This window comes from Lentibacillus daqui, from assembly GCF_027186265.1.
Lineage (GTDB): Bacteria > Bacillota > Bacilli > Bacillales > Amphibacillaceae > Lentibacillus_C > Lentibacillus_C daqui.
In genome coordinates this window covers 643,312-660,059 of sequence record NZ_CP114176.1, presented here as the reverse complement: position 1 = coordinate 660,059, position 16,748 = coordinate 643,312, and the positions used below count along the sequence as shown (strand labels likewise).

13 protein-coding genes, 1 pseudogene and 1 riboswitch are annotated in these 16,748 nt (G+C 41.1%); of the genes and pseudogenes, 2 read left to right on the top strand and 12 right to left on the bottom strand.

The genetic code is table 11. The features are described 5' to 3' along the window. Positions 1–70 precede the first annotated feature (70 nt). The 11 genes and pseudogenes from ltrA to O2S85_RS03495 all read right to left on the bottom strand — a co-directional run bounded on the left by ltrA (position 71) and on the right by O2S85_RS03495 (position 14,701). The gene (gene ltrA / locus O2S85_RS03545) at positions 71–1,345 is read right to left on the bottom strand and encodes a group II intron reverse transcriptase/maturase (RefSeq protein WP_269411354.1); all 1,275 of its coding nucleotides are present in this window, start codon (positions 1,343–1,345) and stop codon (positions 71–73) included. A gap of 680 nt (positions 1,346–2,025) precedes the next feature. After that, complete coding sequence (guaA, locus tag O2S85_RS03540; RefSeq protein WP_269411353.1) at positions 2,026–3,561, bottom strand: glutamine-hydrolyzing GMP synthase; 1,536 nt, start codon at positions 3,559–3,561, stop codon at positions 2,026–2,028. Positions 3,562–3,683: 122 nt separating this feature from the next. Next, positions 3,684–3,785, bottom strand: a riboswitch (purine riboswitch). Positions 3,786–3,829: 44 nt separating this feature from the next. Beyond that, a complete protein-coding gene (locus O2S85_RS03535; RefSeq protein WP_269411352.1) occupies positions 3,830–6,046 on the bottom strand; it encodes a DUF4129 domain-containing transglutaminase family protein in 2,217 nt (738 codons plus the stop codon). Then, entirely contained in the window at positions 6,043–7,308 is a 1,266-nt protein-coding gene (locus O2S85_RS03530) for a DUF58 domain-containing protein (RefSeq protein ID WP_269411351.1), read from the bottom strand. Before O2S85_RS03530 ends, O2S85_RS03535 begins: the two co-directional genes overlap by 4 nt. After that, positions 7,305–8,270, bottom strand: a complete 966-nt coding sequence (locus tag O2S85_RS03525) for an AAA family ATPase (protein WP_269411350.1) — start codon at positions 8,268–8,270, stop codon at positions 7,305–7,307. The genes O2S85_RS03530 and O2S85_RS03525 overlap by 4 nt, the downstream gene beginning before the upstream one ends. Before the next feature lie 218 nt (positions 8,271–8,488). Next, positions 8,489–9,088, bottom strand: a complete 600-nt coding sequence (locus tag O2S85_RS03520; protein ID WP_269411349.1) for a M15 family metallopeptidase — start codon at positions 9,086–9,088, stop codon at positions 8,489–8,491. Between the two features lie 283 nt (positions 9,089–9,371). After that, positions 9,372–10,508 (bottom strand): CAP domain-containing protein, encoded by a 1,137-nt coding sequence (locus tag O2S85_RS03515; protein WP_269411348.1) that lies wholly within the window; start codon positions 10,506–10,508, stop codon positions 9,372–9,374. A gap of 198 nt (positions 10,509–10,706) precedes the next feature. Next, positions 10,707–11,273, bottom strand: coding sequence for a CvpA family protein (locus O2S85_RS03510; protein WP_269411347.1), 567 nt, complete (start codon positions 11,271–11,273; stop codon positions 10,707–10,709). A gap of 167 nt (positions 11,274–11,440) precedes the next feature. Further along, positions 11,441–12,289 (bottom strand): aldo/keto reductase, encoded by an 849-nt coding sequence (locus tag O2S85_RS03505; protein ID WP_269411346.1) that lies wholly within the window; start codon positions 12,287–12,289, stop codon positions 11,441–11,443. Positions 12,290–12,392: 103 nt separating this feature from the next. Beyond that, on the bottom strand, positions 12,393–13,139 hold the full coding sequence (locus O2S85_RS03500; RefSeq protein ID WP_269411345.1) for an SDR family oxidoreductase: 747 nt from the start codon (positions 13,137–13,139) through the stop codon (positions 12,393–12,395). Positions 13,140–13,543: 404 nt separating this feature from the next. Then, positions 13,544–14,701, bottom strand: a pseudogene (locus tag O2S85_RS03495) (MFS transporter). Positions 14,702–14,830: 129 nt separating this feature from the next. On the opposite strand from O2S85_RS03495, the gene O2S85_RS03490 reads away from it, so the two are divergent. Both O2S85_RS03490 and O2S85_RS03485 read left to right on the top strand, forming a co-directional pair. Beyond that, entirely contained in the window at positions 14,831–15,727 is an 897-nt protein-coding gene (locus tag O2S85_RS03490) for a LysR family transcriptional regulator (protein ID WP_269412459.1), read from the top strand. 118 nt (positions 15,728–15,845) lie between these two features. Further along, positions 15,846–16,232, top strand: a complete 387-nt coding sequence (locus O2S85_RS03485; protein ID WP_269411344.1) for a DUF2255 family protein — start codon at positions 15,846–15,848, stop codon at positions 16,230–16,232. A gap of 350 nt (positions 16,233–16,582) precedes the next feature. Here O2S85_RS03485 and O2S85_RS03480 read toward each other — a convergent pair whose 3' ends face one another. Further along, the gene (locus tag O2S85_RS03480) at positions 16,583–16,747 is read right to left on the bottom strand and encodes a hypothetical protein (protein ID WP_269411343.1); all 165 of its coding nucleotides are present in this window, start codon (positions 16,745–16,747) and stop codon (positions 16,583–16,585) included. Between the last annotated feature and the right edge of the window lies 1 nt (position 16,748).

Genomic DNA, 16,748 nt, shown 5'->3' with positions numbered 1-16,748 from the left:
GGAAAAGCTAAATAACTTTTCGCCCCTCTCACACCACCAGTACATACGGTTCCGTATACGGCGGTTCAATTTATATTTCAGTGTGTACTTTTAGATAACGGTCTAAGGCAAAGGGGATCCCTCTTTGCCTTAACCTTTTATTAGACAAAGCTCTATGAACAACCTTCGATAGTCCAATAAATCGGAGACCTTTTCTGCAGTAAGTTAGCCCTCTAGCTTCTTCTTTTGGTATGCCCAGTTGGACGAGAGACTTGATTCTCTTTTTGTTGTTCTTCCACTGCTTCCAGATAATCACTCTTATTCTGGAGCGTAACTTCGCATCGATGGCTTCTAAAACGCTCTTTATTTTGGCTTTCCTAAAATAGTTAACCCAACCATAAATGACCTGTTTTAATTTAACGATTCTGTCATCTAAGGAGATACTCCAGTTTCTTTTCGTCAATCGACGAAGTTTCCTTTGGAATTTTTGTACCGATGCTTTACTGGGTCTCGGTTGAAATTTCTTCTTATTTGCGTCATAGTAGAATCCAAAGCCGAGAAATGTGGTTTTCGTCGGGCGTGCTATGTTACTTTTCTCCGCATTTACCTTTAGTCCAAGCTTCCTTTCGATAAATGTTGTAATGGAAGTAAGTACTCGATTTGCTGCCTTTTCACTTCTCACAAAGATAAGGCTATCATCTGCGTATCTTACGAAACGCAGCCCTCTTGCTTCCAGTTCTTTATCTAGCTCATTCAACATAATATTGCTTAAAAGTGGACTAAGGTTGCCTCCCTGTGGTGTTCCTATGGTTGTATCTTCATACTTTCCATCGACCATCACACCACTTACGAGGTATTTTCGTATCAGAGAAATCACATCTCCATCTTTTATCGTGTGCGAGATAATTCGCATCAACTTATCATGATGAACCGTATCGAAAAATCGTTCTAAGTCAATATCCACCAGCCACCCGTACCCGTCATTGATATATTCCAATGCTTGCGTGATTGCCATTACGCAACTTCTTCTTGGCCTGAAGCCATAGCTGTAATCACTAAATTGCTTTTCAAATATCGGGCTAAGCACTTGGCTAATTGCCTGTTGGACAACTCTATCAACCACTGTAGGAATACCCAATTTGCGCATCTTTCCATTTTCTTTCGGAATCTCTACCCGCATTGCTGGCAATGGTTTGTATTTTCTTTTCCGAATTTGCGTTCTTAATTCCTCTTTATGTTCCCTCAGGTATGCTTTCAGTTCCTTTACAGTTACGCCGTCTACTCCACCTGCACCTTTGTTTCGGTACACTCGAAGATAGGCTTCGTTCATATTCTGGTTACTTAATATCTTTTCTAAAAGTTCCACACTCGTTTCTTCCTTTCCTTTCACGTGACGAAGAACACTTCTATTTTGACTATCCTCTGAGATACGCTCATACTTTCATCATTAACACATTCAGAAGTTTATCCTTCGTGCATTCATGGCGTAGAAACACTATAAATTGTTCAGCCCTTCATGATTTTTCATCACTACTACGGCGTCGGCTGACTTCTCACGATAAACCTTTTTCGACCAGCTTTCTTTTTAGGGGACTCCTTAGCTGTCCGTGAGACCTCCCAGGGTAAGACAACTATCTTTCCTCTTTTACTCGCCTAATCTACTCTGTAGGGTTACGCACATCTTTTGGATTTTGACTTGTTTGGGAGCCTTGTCCGCCTACAGAGCCTTGGTATCAGATTTCTGTTCGTCGAGCCAAGATTTTGATACACGCTTCCTTCAGCCTTTACCTCACGATAAACACCTTGCGCTTCTCTAGTGGTTGGTTGATGTGTACCCCCACGATGGATTTTCACCACCTAGATAGTCGCCATGCCTGGCGCACCAAAAAAAAGAGCCACTGCTTTTATACAGTAGCTCTACTTCCCTGCCTATTCCTTTGGCGGGATTTTGGCGGGGAACCTATTGATTTTTAATCATTTCACCCATTTTATGTGTCCCTAAAATGCTGTCAAATCAACGTTTTCACTTCAAATGCCCTTAGTGAATTATTCCCACTCAATCGTAGCAGGCGGCTTACTCGTCACATCATACACAACGCGGTTAATATGTTCCACCTCGTTGACGATTCTTGTGGAGATCTTTTCTAGGACATCCCAAGGAATCCGTGCCCAGTCCGAGGTCATACCATCAATCGATGTCACAGCCCTGATACCAATCGTATAATCATACGTGCGGGCATCTCCCATGACACCAACACTGCGGATATCCGGCAGTACGGTGAAATATTGCCAGATGTCTTTTTCCAGTCCAGCTTTGGCAATTTCATCTCTTAAAATAGCATCGGATTCACGAACAATTTCCAGTTTCTGTTCAGTGATCGCTCCAAGTACCCGGATACCTAAACCTGGCCCAGGGAATGGTTGTCTCCAAACAATATGCTCCGGAACACCAAGTTGCAGGCCAAGTTCACGAACTTCATCTTTAAACAAGGTGTTCAATGGTTCAATCAATTCAAATTGCATGTCTTCCGGAAGTCCGCCAACATTATGGTGCGATTTGATCGTTTGCGCAGTCTCCGTTCCACTTTCAATCACGTCCGTGTACAATGTTCCCTGCGCCAGGAAATCAATATCGGTTAACTTGGCCGCTTCGTCATCAAACACGTAAATAAATTCATTACCGATGATTTTCCGCTTTTGTTCGGGATCGCTAACACCAGCCAACTTGTTCAAAAATCGCTCCCGTGCGTCAATTTTGATAATGTTCATATGAAAACCATCCGCGAATGTTTTCATGACATCATCCGCTTCATTTTTACGGAGTAATCCATGGTCAACAAATATACAAGTCAGCTGGTCGCCGATCGCCTGATGGATCAATGCTGCCACAACGGATGAGTCAACCCCGCCACTTAGTGCACAGAGAACGTTTCGGTCCCCAACCTGTTGCTTGATTTTTTCCGTTTCCAGTTCGATAAAGTTTTCGATTGTCCAGTCCCCAGCACATTTGCACGCGTCAAAAACAAACTGCTTTAGTAATTGGTTGCCATATTCTGTATGACGGACTTCCGGATGAAACTGTACCCCGTACAATTGACGGTTGGGATCACTCATCGCTGCAATCGGAGTGGATGGACTCGTCGCGTCGATTTGAAATGATTCCGGTACCTGTATCACTTTATCACCATGGCTCATCCACACCGTTTGCTCAGTCGGTGTATCATGGAATAAAAGAGCATCATGGCTTAACGAAATAAGCGCCTTACCGTATTCCCGGTCTTTCGCCTTTTCTACCTTGCCATCGAAATGTAGGGTCATTAATTGCATACCATAGCAAATACCCAGAATTGGAATATCAAGATCAAAAATTTTCTCATCACAGCGGAAACTATTTTCATCATATACACTGTGCGGGCCGCCGGATAAAATAATGCCCGCCGGATTCATTTGTTTAATCTCTTCAGCCGTCAATTGATGGGAATGCAGTTCACTATAAACGCCGAATTCCCTGATTCGCCTTGTGATCAGCTGATTGTACTGGCTGCCAAAGTCCAGCACTAAAATCATTTCATTATTATCCATGTTGCCACTCCTACTATAGCTTATTATACTAAGTGCTTATATTTATACAAAAAAACCTGCATTTCCACCGATTGCAACGAATTAGCTACAAAAAGGCAGAAATCCAGGTTCCGTTTATCAACCAATAGATATTCCGCCTTCATAGTCAGGACATTTACGGTGTCCCGGTAGAAACTTTCCGACCATATTTCAGAGGATATACGAAAGCACACTTGACAATTCAAATTACATTTTACTTCATTTATTTTACTGGTATCAGTCTTCTTGGTCAAGCAGTTATCCGTCTGATTAAATTTTTCCATAAATCATTTAGCTGCTGTATTTCTGTCTGGTCCAATTCATTGCGATACAACATGCGTTCATAATAATCGGTAAGCACACGCATCTCGTTTGTCCCGTACTTCTTATCAATTTGCTGTGCATATTCACGTAGGGTTTGCCCGGTTTTCAATGCCGCTCCATCACGTTTTAGCAATTTCAACAAATGATGATAGGCTTCCTGAAATGTTCGTGGACCAGTTTGCCGGTTTAATTTCATCGATACCATCCTTGTCTTTAATCGAAACCGCAATCGGTAAACCACGAAAGCTAACACAATGATTACCATTGAGGCGATCCCCAGTAACCACCAATTCAGATGCGAATTAGACGACCTATCAGTATGTTCATTGGTATCCGTTGCTGCTTGATCATCTTTTTCCGCTTCCGATTCTTTTTGTTCGGTATCCTGTTCAGCTGGTGTCTCCGCCGTTTCTCCTTGGTCATTGCCCTCGTCGGCATTTTCCACATTCTCATGGAAATCGGCTAAATTGGAGAATCCTTGTGTTGGTTCAAATGGTACCCAGCCAGATTCCGGAAAATATACTTCCACCCATGAATGGGCATTGGCACTGGTTACCTCATATACATCATACGCATCATCAGCACCATCCATACGGTCAGCGGTTTTTTCACCACTTGTAAATCCTTTTGCCCACCTGGCCGGGATCCCCAATGTTCGGAGCATGACCACCATTGATGTCGAATAGTTATCACAATAACCTACCTGTGAATCAAATAAAAATTGATCGACATAATCCTGATCTCTCTTAGGAACAGGAATGTTGGATGTCTGGTATCTAAACCCATGCTGGCCAAAATAACGTTCGATTTCCTTGGCCTGATCATAACGATTTTCCTTACCGTTTGTAATTTCCTTGGCCAGTTCACCGACGCGCTTTGGCAGTCCGTCCGGGAGCTGGGTATATTGCGCTTTGATTTGCTTGGGATCTCCCGCTGATTCTTTGCGTAATTGATCCAGAGCGAAAGATGGATAATCAAAGGTAATCGTATATTTATCCAGGCAGATCGCTTTGCCGTCCGCTTGTGTGCGAATTGTCCCTGAATGCTGATCCAGTAATAGTTCTGCATCTGACTTGGTTTGTACTTGGCGAATGCCGTATGGATAAAGCAACTTTTCGATATGGGTATTGCTTTGAAACTGCACAATATCCTTTTGCCGCTCGGTTGGCACGCTGTCACTGAATGTATCCAAGCTTAATTGATCATGTGGCTGAGTAATATAATCCGTCGGTTTGGAGTTTTCCCAACCTTTACCGGTATAAACATCCTTCGTTTCAATCCGCCAATAATGTTCACGCTTCGTCGCCGCCTGAAAAACCGGTGTATAATCCTGGATGAACGAACCGCCAAGCCGCGTATCATCCTCCCCATAGCCAACTTTGTGAAATCCACCCACATCACCGGTGTAGCCAGCATTTTCCGCAGCATTTCTTAAAAACGGAAACGGATCTGGCCATTGCGGATCAAATTTTGGTGCAGCGTAGCCAACGAGTGTGGAGAACAGCACGACTGCAATAAGCGGCAAGATCCAGACCGGTGCTTTTTTAAGCCAGGCAAAGCGAATCGATTCACGATCAATGACTTTCATCATATTGGCAAGCCCGAGCGCAGCAAACGAAATAATAAAGATACGGATAACTGATCCATCCGCTTCATAAGCAGTAAATGTATCCAGAATCGCGACATAAACCACCGTCAAGAGGACAAACAAAAAAATACGCTTCATCACAACAAACCAATAATACAGGAGATAGCTCATTAACCAAATCAGCAGCAGGAATAAAAGGCTGCGAAATAGTGGTGTCAGGTCATACCAGTTTTGCATGACCATGGATTGAAAATTAGTCGCCATTTCCAAATTAAATTGTTGCAGCCAAACCTTGCTAAAGAATGGGTAAGGCATAAACAATAAATGGATGATAAACAGCATGGCCGCACCCTTGAGGATAAACGACAGCCACCATTTGATCTGAAACATTGAAATCAAAAAACAAAACACGGCATAGACAATAAAAAAAGACAGATTGCTGATCTCAGTCACTTGCCGAACAGGATAAAGCCACTCCAGCAAAAGGAGAAACCCCAGCAAATACAGGATCGAGGTATAGAAAAACGGAATCTTTATATTTGCATTCGTATTCATCCGGCATTCACCTCAATTGTCTGCCGCACTAATTGTTTTTCCGTGATCACATGAATGATAGCCCCTTGAAAACGCAATTGCTTGATCTGCTTTCGTTCCGCTTCCATGATTTCTTTTTCGGGCCGAATCAAATGCACAACCACCTGTTTCGCCCGTTGTCTCAGGTGTTTAATCACTGTTTGCATATCGTCCAGGCGTGTAGTCACCAGCATGATCAAACCGACATACGGCAAATTCATGACGGTCTTGCTTAACTCTAAGGCAAACGGATTTGTTCCATTTGGCTGCATTCGTGTTAAATGGTTCAGCAAACGGTCTGTTTCATATGGGTTCTGATTAACGGCAAATGGCACGGTTTCTTTGCCAATGGAGAAAAAGCTGATGTTGGATGATTGTTGTTTCAATACCCCGATCAGAGACAGACTTAGTTCAATCGCTGCTTCATAAGCTAATCCATTAATCCCGTCGTAGTAACCATTATCCAGCATAACAATGGTGTCTGTACTCTTTTCCTGTTCAAATTCCTTGGTCATCATCGTATGCTTCTTCGCTGTTTGTTTCCAGTCAATCCAGGAAAATTTGTCCCCCGATTCGTATTCACGAATCCCCGCGGCAATGTTGGTATTATTCATATGCAATACGTTGGAGGAGACCGGGCCCTGTTCAAAACTGTCCATCCGTTCGGTCATCTCGATCGGACGTTGAACGGGATGAGCCACAAGCTGATCGGCCACCGGGAATATATGTGTCTTTTGAATAAACCCAAACACATCTCCCGTTTTGACCCGAATGGCTTGGAAATGATGTTCGCCCCTTGGCACACCATCTAATTGGTATGACAACTCTACCGCCCGTTTCAGCCCCGGGAAAATGACTTGTTTCATGGAACGATTCACTTGTAATTTCTCCGGATGATCCAGGTATTGATATTTTTCGACCCGCTTATCCAGTTTGTTTAACGAAAATGGAAAGATTTCCTCACAGACACAATAGTAGAGCGGAAATGGAATCGATCGTTTCAGCCTTATGGTGACGGTTATACTATCACCGGATCGCACAATATAACGTGATAAATGTCTGGTAACCTGGAAGCGATGAATCGGATAAAAGAGTAGTCCGACATGATAAATGAAGATGGGCAGATAGCTGAAAAATAAAAACCAGCTGACAAATCCACCTTGAAACATCGCGAAGGAAAATAATACGCCAAACAGGGTAACAATCAAGAGTATCCTGCCCATTAAGCCTGCTAGCCGGTTCATGGTCTGAATTCCTTTCGTATCGGTACCTCCGCACTGTTTATAATCGTTTGCATCACCTGTTCATTTGTCAATCCATCATACTTTGCTTCCGTTGTTAATATAAGCCGATGGGACAGCACGTATGGTGCCAAATATTTTATATCATCAGGTATACAATAGTCCCGGGAAGAAATATAGGCATATGCCTTGGCCGCTTTCATCAGGGCGATGGATGCACGCGGGCTAGTTCCCAAATAAATAGCCGGATGCCGCCTCGTAGCGGTTGTCATATTCACAATATAATGCAGAATAGTTTCATCGATATATACCTCCCTGACTTCTTCCTGTGCCTCCAGTAACTGCTCCTTAGTGATAACGGCTGTCACTTGTTCAATCGGATGAAGGGCAGATGTCCTTTCTAACATGCTTACCTCTTCTTCCGGCGTTGGGTAGCCCATTTTCAGCTTTAACAAAAAACGATCAAGCTGGGCTTCCGGTAATGGGTATGTCCCTTCATATTCAATCGGGTTTTGCGTCGCCATGACAAAAAATGGTTGTTTTAGTGGTATCGTGTTTCCATCAACGGTTACATTCTTTTCTTCCATTGCTTCCAATAGGGAGCTCTGCGTTTTCGGTGAGGTCCGGTTAATCTCATCTGCGAGCACAATATTGCCGAGAATTGGTCCCGGTCTGAATTCAAATTCCAATTCTTTCGGGTTATATATTGATACGCCGGTCACATCAGACGGTAATAAATCGGGCGTGAATTGAATCCGGCGAAAATCACAATCCAATGATTTGGCAAGTGCTCTGACAAGCATCGTCTTACCCACACCAGGGACATCTTCCAGCAATACGTGTCCGCCGGCAAGCAAGGCAACCAAGCTTAATATTACCTCCTGATCCTTGCCAATCATGACTCTATTAATATTGGATAATACCTTTTCAATTTTTTCATTATACATCATTGTTTCCTGCATCATGGTTGCTCCTTCCCAACAACAGAATGGATCCGACAGTACTCCACCCTAACTATACTAGAAATGGATATTGAAGTAAAAGTACAAGTAAAGGTAGTTTTGGAGTATTATAATAATTTAAAATCCAGTATTGACTGTTATTATTTTTTTATACGTCGGAATTAAAATATAGTTTGGTCAGAATGTGAAGTGAAAGCAAAAAGCGCCGTGAATAAGATTGTCTATTCAAGCGCTTCTTCCGTATTTTTATTATGAGCTGGCCTTTTTCCATTTTGAAGCTGGCTAATGCTTAGACCAAAATCCATTTGCAGGTGGGGATAATCAGGAAACCTTTTCCAATCACCGCCCCATTCAAATCCCAGATCTTTTGCAAGCTCAGCAACTTCCAACCAATCAGATTTTCCGTTGTTATTGCCGTCATATTGTGTATCCCAGGTGATCTCACCATTATCTTTCCTCAAGGCATAATCAATGGCCAGTCCATAGTTGTGATAGGATTCACCACCCCTTGCATTTGTAACAATATCACCGCTTGTTGACCGTCCCTGTGCATATAATTCATTTTGCTCTTCAATTGGGCGGGTTTCTTCCGTGATAACTACATCTATATTTATATCAGCCGCTTGTTCCAACAATATATTTTTGTTTTTTTCAACTTTTGGATGTAGTTCGCTCGGAATCGGCGCATCTTCTCCTAAATCTTCATATCTATTTCCCGAGCCTAGATATCCATCATCCATTTTGTTATAGGCGATAAATAGAATAACTAGAAACAGGGTGATAATCATCCATGGGAGGAGTATATTTCTTATGCGTTTCATGTGCTATTCTCCTCTTAAATAAAAAACAGCATCTTTTACTTATTTTTCTAATGCTTGAGCTTACAAAATCAATGTCAAGCAGTATAATCTAACAGGCGTATCGATAGTTTTCAATCACTAGGGGCAGTTTTGTTCAATTCATGGAATGCTTGGTTTCCGGGTTTGGGCGAACTCTCCCGTCATGCGTATGCTGTCTCCCGAGTTGATGTGATTCTCTACCGTCCAGGGTGCGCTGCCTACCGAGTTGGGTCAAAATTCTCCCGACTAAATTTTTATTGAACTTTTATAGAGACAGTGAATCACTATAATAGTTTTCAGTATAGTAAGGCTGTGACTTATTATTAAATGCCACTCCGACTCCTAAATATTGATAGTTTTCCTTAAGGATGTTTTCCCTGTGTCCTAAGGAATTCATCAACCCTTCATGGGCAAAGATGCTACTGAACTGACCGTACGCCAGGTTTTCACCAGCCATATTAAATTGAATATCGTCTTCCTTCATACGATCAAACGGGGATTGGCCCTGTAAATTTGTATGGTCGAAATATTGATTTTCCGCCATATCCCGGCTATGCTTCCGGGCTGTTTCTCTCACGTCATTATCCCACGTTAAAATGGGCAGATTGTGCTTTACTCTTGTAGCGTTGGTTAAATCAAACAACTGATATTCAAATCCTTCTTTTAGCTGCTGGCTGGATTCGGTATAAATATTATCTTTATTTTGTTCCAGTCCTTCATCGATCATCTGAATGGCTGTAACCGTATTGTTTTCATGTTCATCATAAAAAACTGTGACATAGTTGTTATCGAGGCGGAATACATCATATTCTCCATTACCATTAATCTGGTAGTTGACCAAACCTTTTCTCATGGTTGATTCGGGAGTACCTAACTGATCCCGAACAGCTTGTTTTGAGCTTCCCAATTCTATTCCGGTTGAAGAGGCAATTAAATCTTGATTGGTAAAGAGGCCGCGAACGATATCTTTTTTATCATAAGCAACCATGATGAAATTTTGGTAGTTATGATGATAGGCTTCCCAGCTAACACCATATTCATTTTTCGAAGTCCTTTGCGGCTCCCCGGTTTCCTGCTCAACTTCATCCCTTGATTCACCTAATTCAATATTATGGATTGAAAATGTGTCATCTTTAGGAGCTGTTAATTCTGGTGTTTCAACGTTCGCATCTCTTGATTCTGACGGCGGATTATCATGCGATTGAAACAGAGAATTTAATTGCTGATTTAAGTTATTCAAGGAAAAATTGTTATTTGCCTTATCTTTTACAAAATCGACTGTAGAACGGAAGGAATCTCCTATAGATGAAGAAGGAACGAGTTGTTGAACTGGCTCTTCCCATAATGGTTTTGAAACATAACAGATAAACACAATCAATAATAGTAGAATCAGCCGTTTCACAATTACACGCTCCAGTATAATTCTGATTTTTCATGGAAGGTATTTACAATTAAAAATGTATTGAGATACAATCTGGTTAGGGAATCCCTTGTGATTTGTTTCATTTTATTTACCAGCTCCAACTTGGAATCTCCCCCAAGTTGGAGCGGATCCCTCCCGGCCGGAATGAGCTGGCTCCCGGATTACCTTCTCGGCAGCTTACAGTTCTTCTATTTTTTCAGAAAGGATCGGCGTGTGCTGAACCATCGTCTGTGCCAATGCCGAATTTGTAACTGCATGTTGTACAGAAACAATTGGAACAAAAGCAACTAAGTATAAAAGTAGAAAAACGATCAAATATACTTTCATGAATCCAAACGCTCCGCCTAGCCAACGATTCACTATCCTTAACAAAGGTAAATCTGCCAGAAAATCGAGTATGGAACCAAGTGTGCGCCATAAGAGATTTGTACCAAAGAACAAGATCGCGAAAGCAATAGCTTGGTAATAAATATCTTCCACGCTTAAAGTATTCGAGAAAAAGTCCCATTGGCTGTCGGCAGAACCGGGGTAAGGAATCCATCTTAAATGCGGAGCAATATCATTAAAAAATAAATAGGCAACGACCAGTGAAACAATAAGACTGGTTAAATGAACGATCTGATTAACCAGGCCTCTTCTCAATCCGATAAAGAAGCCACCGACCAAAATAAGTAAAATAATCAACGTTAGCATCGTTTCATTTTCTCCCCTTCGCATGTTGTCGTCAATCTTTTTGTACCGCACTCCATAATCCAATCAGTACGATGAAGTGTAATGCATTCCGTAACGACATTTTTTCTAGTATTAACTCAAGTGACAGATCGGCTAATGCTAGCTTACACTTGGAGTTAACTCCTAGTCAACCGGTTGTTATGCTGTTATATTTTGTCAGCTCCTTCATCATTGGTTTACTACCACAAGGCTAATGGCTCGCTATTAGTTGGTTCCGGATAAACAGAATCTATTTTCGCCAGGTCCTGCTCGGTAAGCTGGATATCTGCAGCTTTTACGTTATTGATAACATGTTTCTTATTACTGGACTGCGGAATCGCAATGGTCTGTCCATTTCGAATGCACCATGCCAATAAAATTTGAAAAACATCTGCATGATACTTTTTCGAGATATCTTGTAACACGTTTTGTTTCGTTAAATCAGCACCTAAGCGGTCTCCTCTTGCTACAGGGGCGTACGCCATTAACGGCATGCTATTTTCTTTCATCATGGGAACTAAATCGTAATCAATTCCTCGATCCCCCAGGTTATAACGGACTTGATTCGTGGCACAGTGGCGACCATTAGACAGCTTTAATAGTTTCGTCATATCGTTCACATCAAAATTAGAAACACCCCAGGATTTAATCTTCCCTTGCATTTTAGCTTGTTCCAGTGCTTCTATTGTTTCTTCCATTGGAATACTGCTTTCCCAATGAAGCAAATAGAGATCTACATAATCTGTCTTCAACCGTTTTAAGGAATGATCTAAACTGATGGGTATCTGTTTTTTTGAAGCATTATTGGGAAGAACTTTTGAGACAAGGAATAAATTTTCTCGTTCAAAAGGTTCAATAGCATGCCCTACCAAACTTTCAGCGTTTCCATTACCATACATTTCCGCTGTATCAATCACTTGAACACCGTGGTCCAAGCCGGCTCTTATCGCTTCAACTTCTTGAGCAAATTTATCTGTTTTATCTCCCATATTCAAAGTCCCCAAGCCTATGGGAAAAACTTCTCTTCCTGCAATCTTTACTTTTTTCATTTCCATCAACTCCTTCATGTTCAGTACAAGAAGTTATTTATCACAAACCACCTGCTCATCAGATGGTCTGTGGTTTCTTTTATATTCAGGAAAAATTTCTACATCACCAAGGTTGTGCTGTCGGTCCAATCGTAAATTCATTAACATTGGTATCTTCCGGCTGATCGATTGCAAATGCGACAACATTGGCAACGCGGTCTGGGCCAATTTGATATTGATTATACATTGCATTTGCACTTTTTGCGGTTTGTTCATCCGTGATTGTTTCAAGTAACTCCGATTTAATTGCAGCTGGATAAATGGTTGCTGTTCTGATATTTGTCCCTTCTTGCGCGGATTCCATACGCAGGACCTCCATTAAATCGCGAACAGCCCATTTCGTTGCACCGTAAACGGCACCACCAGGATAAGCCTTGAGTCCAGCTACAGAAGAAGTTGTAATCACATGACCAGATTTTTGTTGTTTAAATTCTGGAAGAACTGCTTCAAGGCCATTTAAAACACCTTTCAAGTTTACATCAACCATTTGATTCCATTCATCGCTCTTTAGTTCGGACAATGGCGAGTTCGGCATTAAACCAGCATTTAAAAAGATGACATCCACTTTGCCAAATTCCGCTTTTGCTAATTCAACTAATTTCTGATTATCTTCTACTTTTGTAACATCGGTTACTTGGTAAATGGCCTCACCTCCGTCTTTTGAGATAGCTTCCGTCAATTTTTGTAATTTATCTTCACGACGAGCACCCAATACCATTTTCGCACCTTTTGATGCCAATAATTTTGCGGTAGCCTCACCAATTCCTGACGAAGCACCTGTAATAATTACTACTTTGTCTTTGATTGCCATAATATGATCTCTCCTTTATCTTTTGATAGTTATACCTTACACCTTGAAGTCAACTCCAAGGCAAGGCTTTAAAATTATTTGTTGTTTCTTTAGTCATATTTTTGAGAGTACTATTCAATCTATTTCAGTAACAACTTATTTTTCCCTCGATTTAATTAGCATCAGCGAGCGGCATTCTGTATAACCTATCGTCCTTTTCCTGTGGATTTCCTCGAACAACCAATAAGGAAAAGAATACCGATTAGATATCCTGATAAGATTTTTTCAATCACATCACCCCTTTTTCTTCTGGGAATCATGTTACCCCATGAAGTTAACTCTAGGTCAAGTGATTATCATGCTTTAATGTTATTAAAAAGAAACTATTCTTCATGTCTAATGTAAGTCCTAAAACAATGGAACAATTATGCAGTAGTTTTATACAATGAATTTCGAAGTATAATACAGATAAAACTGACCACTAACGAAAGTACACCTACGAATAAAATGTATTTCGTTCCAAATTGCGCGATGATAACTCCAGCTACACCTGATCCAATCGTGGTACCCAAGTTAACAGAAGTCAGGAATAACCCATTTGAAAAATCGGGTGCCTTAGGAGCGGCGGACATCACCCAATATTGATTGATATTTGCACCAATCCCCGCCAGTATCCCCCAAACCAAAATAATAATCGCAGTAGGCACCGTCAGTTCTGCCACGAAGAAAAAGATCAGATAAACAGCAGTTAACGCAATTGGGAAGACGGTTACCGAATGGATAGGGTGGTCTGTAAGCAGTCTGCCAGCTATCACATTCCCGACAATATTGGCCAGACCATAAACAAGCAACATAGCACTAATTATATTTGCCGACATATTTGTTACTACATCCAAATATTCAGCAAGATAACTATATACGCCGAAAATGGCTGCATTTAAAAAGAGAACTGCCAAAATAGAAAGCCACATCATTCCATGCGTTAAAATCTTTAACTGCGAACCGTAAGAAAGTCTTTCCTGCACCGGCATGGAAGGTATAAATAGTATAGTCGCAATAAATGTAAAAATATTGACGATAGCAAAAAAGGACATCGCCACTTGAAGGGAAATTGTATCGGCAATGAAGCTTGCGACTGGAACACCTAAAACCATACCTGCCGAAACCCCTATAAATACTTTGGAGATAGCTTTTGGTGCTTCCTTTTCGCTAACAGAAGCACCTGCAACGGATAAAGCCATCGAGACATAGACAGGATGGAAGAATGCTGGAATCACACGCGCTATTAATGCAACCGTAAAATTGGTCGTAAAGACGGAAATAATGTTACTAATAATGAAAATAACCAGTACCAGTAACATGACTTTTTTTCGATTGATACTAGAAAATACTCATGGCATCGTTGGTCCAGCAATGGCAATGCCCAGGGCAAAAAGACTAACTAATAAACCAGCTGACGAGACACTGACATTAAAATGACTTGCCAAATCAGGGAGTATGCCAATGACACCCATTTCGGTATTGATGATACCAAAAACACCAACTGCCAGGATAAATATAAGCAAACCTTTAGAGTTTTTCATAAAATATAGTTCCACCTCCTCGTAAGTGCTTATCTTTTCAATAACATTCTAAAATGATACAATCCAGATAACAAATACCTATATCAAATAGATTGGTATAACTATTAAGCATAGGAGAGGAAGCTCATGATGGAAATCCGATTGTTACGCTATTTTATTGCGGTAGCGAACCAGCAGAGTATCTCGGGTGCAGCGAAATATCTCCATGTATCACAGCCATCATTATCTAGACAATTAAGTGAGTTTGAAAAGGAATTGGGCACTCCTTTATTTATCAGAGGAAACAGAAAAATCACCTTGACAAATGAAGGTGTGTTCTTATTAAAAAAAGCGAAAGAAATTGTTGAATTAGTGGATAAAACGGAAGCTAATTTTAACCAGCCCGAAGAAATTATCAGCGGCGAAATATACATTGGTGGTGGCGAAACAGAGGCGATGCACTTTATTGCCAAAACATTAAAAGCATTACTTGCGTGTTATCCTAGTATTCAATTTCATTTGTACAGTGGAAATGCAGATGATATTACCAGCAAGTTAGATAGTGGGTTATTAGATTTTGGTATTGTTATTGAACCAATGGATAAACAAAAATATGATTACATACAATTACCCGCTACCGATGTTTGGGGCGTTTTAATGCGTAAAGATAGTCCTTTGGCGGATAAACCATCGATTCAACCAGCGGATCTAATGGATAAGCCTTTAATAATCTCTCGTCAAACAACTGTCGATAATGAGCTATCCGGATGGTTTGGACAAAATGTTAAAGATTTAAATATTACTGGAACGTATAACTTGCTATATAACGCCGCACGTATGGTGGAAGAAGATCTTGGATACGCCTTATGCATAGACAAACTGATTAATACATCAGGCAACAGCAACCTTTGCTTTAAACCATTGAATCCCAAATTAGAGGCTGGTTTGAATATTATCTGGAAAAAACATCAAGTATTCTCCAATGCAGCGGGTAAATTTTTAGAGCAAATTCGAAATAATATTGAAAAATATAATCAAAATGGATAAACCCTCAAATTCTAACATTTATTTATAACATCCAGTATAGTCAATTTTGATCATTATTCTTGACTTAGAGTGGACTCTAGGTATTAGCATTATCATAAAACACAAGGAGGTGAACGACATGCAAGCCAACTGGAGTCAAGAGCAACTTGCTGCTTTTTCCCAAGCTGATGATATGTATATATCGCCATTTTACAGTGATGGCAAAACCCCTGGAACACCAACTTGGATTTGGTCCGTTGTTGCAGATAACAATCTATATGTCAGAGCTTATAATGGTCAACATTCCAGATGGTATCAATCTGCTGTTCAACAAAAAGCCGGAAAAATAAAATTAGCAGGGGAAGAATACAATGTTACTTTTCAACCAGTAGATACCGATCCTGAATTAACAGCAAAGATAGACGAGGCCTATAAAGAAAAATACAGTAACAGTATGTATCTTTCACCTATGTTGGGAAAAGGACCCGTAAGTGCGACCGTAAAAATTTTACCGCGAAATGAATAAAACAGTTTATAAAACCACCTAATCCAAGTTTGATTAGGTGGTTTTATAATAGAGGTTCGATTTCTATTACCTTATTACTTCCTCTTCCCCCGACCGGGCGCGTTGTCTCCCGGGTTGATGCGATTTCCTCCTGGCCAGAGCAGGCTGCCTCCCGAGTTGGTGCAGTTCTCTACCGGCCTGGGGAGGCTGTCTCCCAGGTTACTACGATTCTCTACCGACCAAAGCGGGCTGTCTCCCGAGTTGATGCGATTCCCTCCTGGCCTGGCCAAACCGTCTCCCGAGTTAAAGCGAATCTCTCCCAATCCAAGTCTTATTTATTAAGCGAAGGGACATTAAACTATCCCTCCGCTTTACGCATCCTCGTCCACCCCTTTTTCATCTTCCTTCCATGGCGGATCACCAAATCGATGCAGTTTTCGATTGATTTTATAAATTACAAGCGGCACCAGGAATGCCACAATGGTATAAAAGATCACAATCGGTTCCGGCAATAATTCTAATATACGTGTCCACATG

Coding starts and splice junctions, on each gene's coding strand:
- guaA (WP_269411353.1), bottom strand. CDS start 3,561: ATGGATAATAATGAAATGATTTTAGTGCTGGACTTTGGCAGCCAGTAC.
- O2S85_RS03535 (WP_269411352.1), bottom strand. CDS start 6,046: ATGAATACGAATGCAAATATAAAGATTCCGTTTTTCTATACCTCGATC.
- O2S85_RS03530 (WP_269411351.1), bottom strand. CDS start 7,308: ATGAACCGGCTAGCAGGCTTAATGGGCAGGATACTCTTGATTGTTACC.
- O2S85_RS03525 (WP_269411350.1), bottom strand. CDS start 8,270: ATGATGCAGGAAACAATGATGTATAATGAAAAAATTGAAAAGGTATTA.
- O2S85_RS03520 (WP_269411349.1), bottom strand. CDS start 9,088: ATGAAACGCATAAGAAATATACTCCTCCCATGGATGATTATCACCCTG.
- O2S85_RS03505 (WP_269411346.1), bottom strand. CDS start 12,289: ATGAAAAAAGTAAAGATTGCAGGAAGAGAAGTTTTTCCCATAGGCTTG.
- O2S85_RS03500 (WP_269411345.1), bottom strand. CDS start 13,139: ATGGCAATCAAAGACAAAGTAGTAATTATTACAGGTGCTTCGTCAGGA.
- O2S85_RS03490 (WP_269412459.1), top strand. CDS start 14,831: ATGGAAATCCGATTGTTACGCTATTTTATTGCGGTAGCGAACCAGCAG.
- O2S85_RS03485 (WP_269411344.1), top strand. CDS start 15,846: ATGCAAGCCAACTGGAGTCAAGAGCAACTTGCTGCTTTTTCCCAAGCT.
- O2S85_RS03480 (WP_269411343.1), bottom strand. CDS start 16,747: ATGTGGACACGTATATTAGAATTATTGCCGGAACCGATTGTGATCTTT.